7 protein-coding genes are annotated in these 8,768 nt (G+C 27.8%); 1 reads left to right on the forward strand and 6 read right to left on the reverse strand.

Features of this window, described 5'->3' with window-relative positions:
* Positions 1 to 57: 57 nt before the first annotated feature.
* The 6 genes from KJQ99_RS02010 to KJQ99_RS02035 form a co-directional block, all read right to left on the reverse strand.
* Positions 58 to 201, reverse strand: coding sequence for a hypothetical protein (locus tag KJQ99_RS02010; protein WP_214117680.1), 144 nt, complete (start codon positions 199 to 201; stop codon positions 58 to 60).
* 192 nt (positions 202 to 393) lie between these two features.
* Positions 394 to 1,818, reverse strand: coding sequence for a BspA family leucine-rich repeat surface protein (locus KJQ99_RS02015; RefSeq protein ID WP_214149853.1), 1,425 nt, complete (start codon positions 1,816 to 1,818; stop codon positions 394 to 396).
* A 345-nt stretch (positions 1,819 to 2,163) separates the two neighbouring features.
* A complete protein-coding gene (locus tag KJQ99_RS02020) occupies positions 2,164 to 3,609 on the reverse strand; it encodes a BspA family leucine-rich repeat surface protein (protein ID WP_214149854.1) in 1,446 nt (481 codons plus the stop codon).
* Positions 3,610 to 3,624: 15 nt separating this feature from the next.
* Complete coding sequence (locus KJQ99_RS02025) at positions 3,625 to 5,868, reverse strand: hypothetical protein (RefSeq protein ID WP_214149855.1); 2,244 nt, start codon at positions 5,866 to 5,868, stop codon at positions 3,625 to 3,627.
* Between the two features lie 41 nt (positions 5,869 to 5,909).
* The gene (locus KJQ99_RS02030; RefSeq protein ID WP_214149856.1) at positions 5,910 to 6,908 is read right to left on the reverse strand and encodes a hypothetical protein; all 999 of its coding nucleotides are present in this window, start codon (positions 6,906 to 6,908) and stop codon (positions 5,910 to 5,912) included.
* Position 6,909: 1 nt separating this feature from the next.
* The gene (locus tag KJQ99_RS02035) at positions 6,910 to 7,209 is read right to left on the reverse strand and encodes a YkgJ family cysteine cluster protein (protein WP_214149857.1); all 300 of its coding nucleotides are present in this window, start codon (positions 7,207 to 7,209) and stop codon (positions 6,910 to 6,912) included.
* Positions 7,210 to 7,603: 394 nt separating this feature from the next.
* On the opposite strand from KJQ99_RS02035, the gene KJQ99_RS02040 reads away from it, so the two are divergent.
* Positions 7,604 to 8,353: a Fic family protein gene (locus tag KJQ99_RS02040; RefSeq protein ID WP_214149858.1), complete on the forward strand. Its 750-nt coding sequence runs from the start codon at positions 7,604 to 7,606 to the stop codon at positions 8,351 to 8,353.
* The last annotated feature ends 415 nt before the right edge of the window (positions 8,354 to 8,768 follow it).

Consider the following 8,768-nt stretch of genomic DNA (forward strand, 5'->3'; position numbering starts at 1 on the left):
TTGGCGATTTAAATCAAAATATTTTAGCTCTTTTATTATAAATTAATTGCTAAGAATTTAATCCTTAAATAACAACTCTACAACCTTTGCAATAATTGCTAAAAAAATTAAGAATATAAAAACTACAAGTAAAAGTCTAAAAACACCTAAGCCAAAAAATAAAAGTAAAGCTAAGATAAATAAAAGTCCTAAAATCCACATATAAACTCCTTTTTAATTTCGTATATCTTAGCAAAAGTAAAATCCTGATTATGTCTATATAAAAAGATTTTAATAAATTTAAAATACAAATTTTGATTTATAACTTTACAATTATTCTTTAAAATGCAGCGAATTTTTTTGGAATTTAAAAAAAGGAATTTCATTTGAAACTCCCATTTGAAATTCTTAGACTTATTCGTTTTCTTCACAAAATTTCTTATAAAACTCCGGCAAATGTTCTAAACTCTTACAACCTGCAAACATATTGTTCATATTAGTTACCTTACTTGTATCCCAAGTATTTATTCCGCTAAAATTTGTCCTTTTACTATCAAATATAGTAAATAAATAACTCATATCTGTGATTAAACTTGTATCAATCTTATCTAGTTTAATATCATCAGTATAAACTAATGCCCTTAACTCAGCTTTGTTTTTTGGTTTAAATTTGCCATTTTTCATATCTACCCACTTATTTTTAGCAATAAACTTTGGAAGTTTTGCTAAATAATAAAAGTTTTCAATAATCTCATCTTTACTGAAACTTTTTAGATTTTTAGGATGCAAATTGATACAATCTTTAAACATATTATTCATATGCTTTACATTTGTCATATCAAACTCAATTGCTTGATTAAAGTTTATGCAACCTTCAAACATATTATTCATATTAGTTACTTTACTTGTATTCCACTCTAACTTTTTGTTAAAAAACATACAATTATAAAACACACTATCCATATTAACTACATTGCTTGTATCCCACTTTTCTATACCACTAAAATCATCCCTAAAAATACCTAGAAAAAGATAGCTCATATCTGTAATAAGACTTGTATTAATGTCTCCTAAATAAACACTATCATCATATAATATCTTTTCTAGTTGTTTTTTGTTTTTTGGCTTGTATTGCTTTTGATTATTTGAGTTTTTTCTTTTTATATTTTTGAAAAATAAGCGTGTAGAGTTAAAGCGATTATAAATTCCCATTACTATCTTAAAAAATCCTAAAGCTTGTTTTGGGTACAAAACTGCAATACATTCTAAATCACCTACACAAAGCCTTTTTATAGCTAGGATAAGCTTTCTAAATGATGAGTGATTTACGCAAGGTAGCTCGTGTATATACTCATCATCAAACATACACTCAGTATAAATAGCACTACTCATATCAAAATTTACTTTTTGTTTGAAGTTTTTACAACCATAAAACATTTGCTCAAAATTGATTACTTTTTTAGTGTTAAAGCTTATAGATTGATTAAAGCTTTCACACTTAAAAAACATAGAGCTCATATCTTTTACTTTTAAGGTATTAAAATCTAAGCTTTGATTAAAATTTTCGCAACCACTAAACATATTATTCATATTAGTTACATTAGAAGTATCAAATGTTAAAGCTTGATTGAAGTTCTTGCAATCATTAAACATACCACTCATATTAGTTACATTGCTAGTATCCCATTCGTTTATACCACTGAAGTCTTTTCTATTACTCCAAGCAAAAAGTTCACTCATATCGGTTATAAAGCTCGTATCAATATCGCCTAGATAAACACTCTCATCTCTTACTAGTTCTTGTAATTCTTCTTTTGTAGTTGGTTTATATTTTTTCATCTCTAATCCTTAAATATTAATTCAATAATCTTGCCAATAATTGCAAGTATAATAAGCCCTATAAAAATCAAAAGCAAAAGCCTAAAAACTCCTAAGCCAAAATAAAAGCAAAGCTAAAATAAACAAAAGTCCTAAAAGCCACATATAAACTCCTTTTTAAGTTTTGCTTATCTTAGCAAAAGCAAAGTCGTGATTGTGTCCATATAAAAAAAGAATTTAAAATAAGAATTAAAGCTTTTATTTTAATCCTTAAAATACAGCGAATTTGTTGGAATTTAAAATAGGAATTTCATTTAAAATTCCTAATTCAAATTCTTAGGCTTATTCTTAGTTTTATTTATAAAATTACTTGTAAAACTCAGGTAATTGCTCCAAACTCTCGCAACCTTCAAACATATCTTCCATATCAGTTACTTTGCTGCTGTCAAAATCAAGCTTTTGATTAAAGTTTTTACAATATATAAACATATTGCACATATCAATTACATTTCTTGTATCAAAACTCAAAGGCTGATTAAATTGCTTACATTCAGCAAACATTGCATTCATATTGATTACCTTACTAGTATCAAAATTTACAGGCTGGTTGAAATTTTTACATTCGTTAAACATTTCACTCATATCGGTTACTTTACTAGTATCAAAATTTACAGGTTGGTTGAAATTTTTACACCTGCTAAACATTGAACTCATATTTGTTACATTGCTAGTGTCAAATTTAAGTGTTTTATCAAAACTACTACAACCAAAAAACATACCACTCATATTTGTTACATTGCTAGTATTAAAGCTAAGATATTGATTAAAATTCTTGCATTCATAAAACATACTACTCATATTTGTTACATTTTTGGTATCAAACCATAAAGGAGAGTTGAAATTATCACATTCATAAAACATTGAGCTCATATCGGTTACTTTGCTTGTATCCCAAGTATTTATCCCAGAAAAATCCTTTCTAAGGCTATCTTCAAAAAGCCCACTCATATCGGTAATCAAACTCGTATCAACTTCATCAAGGCTAAGCACATTAGAATAAACCAATCTTTTTAGTTTTTCTTTGCTTGTAGGCTTAAATTTACGATTTATTACTTCCTTGTTTTTAAAGTGATTTAAAACAAGCTTCATAGCAGGTTCACAATCATAAAAATATTCAAGCAATTCATTTATCTCAAACTTTTCAAAAAAGCTTGAATTCATTTCATAACAACCTTTAAATATGCTTTTTAGACCATCAACAAATATTTCTTCATCGTTATACATATTGCTTATATCAAAATCAAAAACTTGATTTAGTTTTTCGCAACCCTCAAACATAGAGCTCATACTCTCAACATTGCTAGTATTGAGATTTAAAACTTGATTGAAATTACTGCAACCTTCAAACATAGAATCCATATATTCAACATTGCTAGTATTGAGATTTAAAACTTGATTGAAATTACTGCAAAAAGAAAACATATTTCTCATATCTCTTACACTAGAAGTATCAAAGGCAATAGGTTTATTAAAATTACTACACCATTTAAACATATCACTCATATCGGTTACATTTGAAGTATCAAATACTAAAGCTTGATTGAAATTACTACAACCATAAAACATAGAGTTCATATCTTTTACATTGCTAGTATTCCACTCATTTATACCATTAAAATCAGCTCTTAAGCTATTATAAAAAAGCTCACTCATATCGGTGATAAGGCTCGTATCAATATCGCCTAGATAAATACTCTCATCTCTTACTAGTTCTTGCAATTCTTCTTTTGTAGTCGGTTTATATTTTTTCATAAAATCTCCTTTAAATTATAATTTAAGCGGCTCATCACTTAACATAAAATCATCAAATTCTTTTTGGCTTACAAACAAATCATTCACTCCATAAGCACTTGCAAGTTTTATCAAAGCTTCATCAGCTTTTGCGTAATCATTATTAGCCATAGCACTGCTAATATCAGCAAAACTTAGCTCGCTAATATCTTTTAGATTACTTATATATTCATTTGTAAAGCTTTCTAAATGAAGTCTATTTTCTATCATTTTTGGCATTATTTCTTGATATAAAGCTTCTATTTCTTCTCTTCTTGCTTTAGCCATTTTTGCCTTTGCACAAATAATAGAAAAAGCATTAATAGCCATATCTAAGCTTCTTGCAAAAACAACTACACTAAAAGCACATATTAAAATAGAAATAATACTTGCTATAATTGAGCTAAAGGCTCCAAATATAGGTGTTAATACTGCTGTTAGTTTAGCATCAAGTATAGCTGAATACATTGCCATAATCATTGCAAAAATAGCTTTTAAAGAATTTCTTAATACTTCTTTTACACTTTTGATTTTGCCGGTTATAAAATCAATAATTGAGTTATAAACTATTTTAAAACCATCTCTAATTTTACTCCAACAATAAACTATTTGACCACCAATTTGTGTGCAAAATTGACTAGCAATGCTAATTACTACATCAATAGCACCATAAAATGAGCCTTTTATCCCTGAATTAATCATTACTTGTTGGCAAGATTTTAAAATTCTACTTACCCTCACTTTTAAATCTTCATGATGGTTATAATAAAATTCATCTTTGCATTCTTTAACTATTTCAGCACTTAAATTGCTTAAAACCATTATGGTTATATCGCTTAGTGTAGTCTTTGCAATATGAACTCCGCTTTCTTTGATTTGTTCTTTTATAGTTGTATTTAATGCAGTATTGCTATCAGTATTGTTTAAAACAGCATTTTTAATATCTTTGTATTTTTGAAGTTCTTTTTTTAATTCATCATTGTTTTTATCTAATTCTAGCTTTTCTTTAATTTCACTGATTTTTTCATCACATTCTTTTGTATAGGCTGTTTTTACTTCTTTGCTTATTACACCTTCTTTTAAATTATCTTGTAAGTATTTTAAAGTATCTTCATTTAATTCTCTTTTTTCTATATTTACTATTTTATCTACTACCAATATGGCTGTTTTACTTTTATTTTCTAATATTTTTTTAGTTTGTTTTGCGATATTTATTTCATCTTCATTGTTTGAATTATTTATTATATTATCACACTCATTTAAGTATGTTTTATATTCACTCTTGCTTAATTTTAAAGATTTTACTTCTTGTAAAGTTGTTAAATTTTTTTTACTTACCTTAATCTCACCAAGTCTAGTTGCACTTAGATTTGTATATCCAGCGTCTACTTTATGCCCTGCACAAACTACTTTACCTTCTATACCATCATCACCTACCATTGCTTTTGCTATTTTAAATTGTTCTTTTATTTTCTCTTGAACATCTTCTGGTTTTTTATAAAAATCATCTGAATTAATTTCGTTTTTTAATTTTTCTTTTTCACTTACCCATCTTTCATAAGTTGAGCTATCTACCATCAGCTTTTCGTATTTTTTAAACTGCTCATCATATACACTTGCTGTTGTAGCTTTTAGCTGATAACCTTCAATTACTTTACCATTTTCATTAAGTATGATGATGTCGTTTTGTGTATCGTTAAATTTATAATTTACCAAATCTTTATTTTTAGCTATTTTTAGCATTTCTTTTTCGCTATAGTTTGTATAAAGATTATTATTTTTAGTTGAAAGTGCTTCTAGTTTTTTTGCAATCGTGTTATTTTTTAAAGCATCTGGATTTAAATAATTGCTAACAAAAGCATCTCCGTTTAAACCTTTTTTATTTAAGTGATTTTTAATTTCATCAACACTTGCGTTTGTACCTAGATTTTTTATAACTTCTTTAGCACATACGCCTTGAACAATCTCTGCTATCGTATCAGTTGTTAAAGCGTGATTTTTGCTGTTTTCATATGCAAATTCTGCGTTTAATTCTCCTACTTGTTGATTTTCATAATTATGGCCAAAACCTTTTGGGTTTTTTCCATAAGATCGTATGCCTTCTTGAACACTGCTAGTAGCCATAGCTCTAGCTACAACTGCACCAAAAGAATTACCTTTAAAAATATTATGTCCTAATTTAGCTGAAGTTTGATTTCCTAATTCTTGCATTAGCTCATCAAAAAATAAATTTTGCGTCATTTTTACTCCTTTAAAAAAGGTGGCAAAAGCCACCTAAAAATTTATTTATTCATAATGCTTGCTGCGAACTCTTGAGAACTTAAAATAGCAGCTTTAAACTCACTTGCAATCTTGCCATCTTTACTCAACACATTCACTTTACAAATTCCACTCATTATTTTTACAATATTTACAATGTATTTCATAAACGATTTTTCGCCATTTGAATATGTAGAATAATCATTATTACCTTCAACCATTGCTCTAAACTTAGCTAAGTCTTTTACAAGTAAAACATCAAGTTTTTCTATTTCTCTAATAGCTTCATTAACGATAGTTGATATTGAGTTAGTTGCTATTCTTGCTGTATCCATTTCTTCTTTTGCAACATTTGCTTTTGCAAGATTGCTTCTAGCATCATCTAGTGCTTTTTCGCCTGCTTTTGAGTATAAAAATCCACCTAATGCTAACACAGGTGCTGCAACAATGCCACCAAGCACAGCCATTCCACCTGCCATACCAAATCCACCTGCAGCTAAACTTCCACCACCTAGCCAAGCTAAGGTTGCATTAGTTGCTGCTGCACCACTAAGACTTACTATCGCTGTGCCTGTAGATGCACTTGCAAGAAGTCCAACACTTCCATAAGCTCCAACCCCAGCTAAAACACCAGCTCCAAGAGAAGCTATACCACCGCCTGCAAGCTCTGCAAAACTAATAACACTTTCTTTAGTAAATGCAATAAATTCTTTAATATCAAAACTCAAATCATCTTGTGAAAAATCACTCTCTTCAATGTTTTTAATCTGTGAATATATATCAATAAATTCACTAAAAGAATGCTCGTGAATATGTATTTTTGCTAAACCTAAATTTTCTAAAGCTTTATTTGCTTGGTCTCTTGATTTTTCTAATTTACTTTTAGCATCATCAAAAATACCTTGCGCTTTAGAATTTATATTCTCAGCTTCTTTTTTATCGCAATGTCCATCATAAGCTTTTTTTGCTCCAAAAGCACCTGCTGCTACTGCTATACCACCTAAAATAAAAGGAATTGGCATTTTAAATCTCCTTAATTAAATTAATTTTATATTTTTTATCTACTTTAAATTTATCTTGTAAAGCATTGCAGACTTTTATATTCTCGTTGTAATATTTAGCCTTACTCATATACTTTTTAAGAAACCTTTCGTAATATTCATCAACCCTACAAACCATAGGACGATTTTCATAAGTCCTGCATGTATTATCATCTGCTAGGTGTATACAAACACCATTTAAATTAAATTCTTCTAGTTCTTTTACTCCGTTAATACTTTTGCAGCATAAGCCACATGCAGTGCATGGAAAATTATCTAACATTGCTAAGTTCCTTTGAATGTAAATGAGAAGTTTTGAATAAAATTAATGAAGTTAAGTGATTTTAGTTTTTGTAAAATCCCCCCCCCATAAGAGAAAATATAGCTTTCATTTATTCTCCTTTCTTGTAATTTTTCGCATTATAGCATATGAGTTGTCAAAATTCTGTCCATATAAAAAATATTTAAAATATTATTAATAAAAATATTAATTTTAAAAGCTTAAACTAAAAACAAAATATAATACTAATTACTGCAAATAAAAAAATATTTTATCTTACTTTAACTATTTGTATTAAATATTATTGTCTTGAATATAATAAATTTCTAGGTTATAAAAATAAAAAGATGAATGTATTAAAATAAAATTATATAAATTAAAAAAGGGATTAATAAATATGAAAAATAAATTTCATATGAGCTTAGAATACAACATATGTTTAGCAAAAAGAAATATCGTAGATAATATCTATAAAAGTGCGAGACTTGAGGGAATTAATGTAACTTTTCCACAAGTAGAAGCCATTTATAACGGTGTAAATATAAGTAGCTTAAAGGTGGATGATATTATAACTATTAACAACCTTAAATACGCTTGGTATGTTCTTTTTGATACTATAAGTTATCCTGAAGTTGATTTTGCTTATATTTGTAAAATGAACAAGACTATAGGTGCAAATTTAATCTATCAATCAGGCTACATAAGGCAATTTGATGTGGCTATTGGCGGAACAACTTACAAACCTAAAATGCCACATAAGGAAGAAGTTATAGAAGAATTAAACGAAATACAAAAAATCACAAACGCCACACAAAGAGCAATAACATTAATGTTATATCTAATGAGAAGACAAATTTTTATTGATGGTAATAAAAGAACAGCTATTTTATGTGCTAATAGAATTTTGATTGAAAATGGAGCAGGTTTAGTAAATATACCTGTTGAGCTTATTAGCGAGTTTAAAGAAAAATTAATTAAATATTATGAAACAAATGAAATGAAAGATATTATGGATTTTACTTATAAAAATTGTATTGATGGATTTAATAGCGTAGAGCCTAGTATTGAAGAAAAGCTTGAGAGTGAAAAAAATGATGAAATGTTTAATCAATACATAGCAAAATCTTATAAAAATAAATTGTTTTAAAGAATATAAGCTTTATTTTAAAAGCTAATATTTATACTTTTAATCTATTTGCAAAATTACCTAATAATTAAATATATTGCTATTACGATAATGGTAATTAATAGCTTTATGTTTTTATTGTTTTCTTTAAATTTAGCTAAATAATTTAAAATTCTTAATTAAGTGAGCTATAAAACAAATACTTGATTTAGCAGAGTAAAAAACATTTGCAAAAACACTACCCCCCCCCCAACATAAAAACTCATATCCTAATTATGTCTGTCTCTTATATACATTTCCTAGCCCACGAGACCGTATTAGACCTCGTATGCCGTCTCTTGCTTGAAACAAAACTACACCTCCACCCTTATCATTCTCTTTGCTTTTATAGAATACTCTTATAACAATCTCCGATCCCCAGCATCCCTACCAGCTC

It is taken from the genome of Campylobacter sp. 2018MI13, assembly GCF_018501135.1.
In the GTDB taxonomy this organism is placed as follows: Bacteria; Campylobacterota; Campylobacteria; order Campylobacterales; family Campylobacteraceae; genus Campylobacter_E.

Excerpts from the sequence above, each read along its gene's own strand:
- KJQ99_RS02010 (WP_214117680.1), bottom strand. The coding sequence starts at position 201 with ATGTGGATTTTAGGACTTTTATTTATCTTAGCTTTACTTTTATTTTTT.
- KJQ99_RS02015 (WP_214149853.1), bottom strand. The coding sequence starts at position 1,818 with ATGAAAAAATATAAACCAACTACAAAAGAAGAATTACAAGAACTAGTA.
- KJQ99_RS02020 (WP_214149854.1), bottom strand. The coding sequence starts at position 3,609 with ATGAAAAAATATAAACCGACTACAAAAGAAGAATTGCAAGAACTAGTA.
- KJQ99_RS02025 (WP_214149855.1), bottom strand. The coding sequence starts at position 5,868 with ATGACGCAAAATTTATTTTTTGATGAGCTAATGCAAGAATTAGGAAAT.
- KJQ99_RS02030 (WP_214149856.1), bottom strand. The coding sequence starts at position 6,908 with ATGCCAATTCCTTTTATTTTAGGTGGTATAGCAGTAGCAGCAGGTGCT.
- KJQ99_RS02035 (WP_214149857.1), bottom strand. The coding sequence starts at position 7,209 with ATGTTAGATAATTTTCCATGCACTGCATGTGGCTTATGCTGCAAAAGT.
- KJQ99_RS02040 (WP_214149858.1), top strand. The coding sequence starts at position 7,604 with ATGAAAAATAAATTTCATATGAGCTTAGAATACAACATATGTTTAGCA.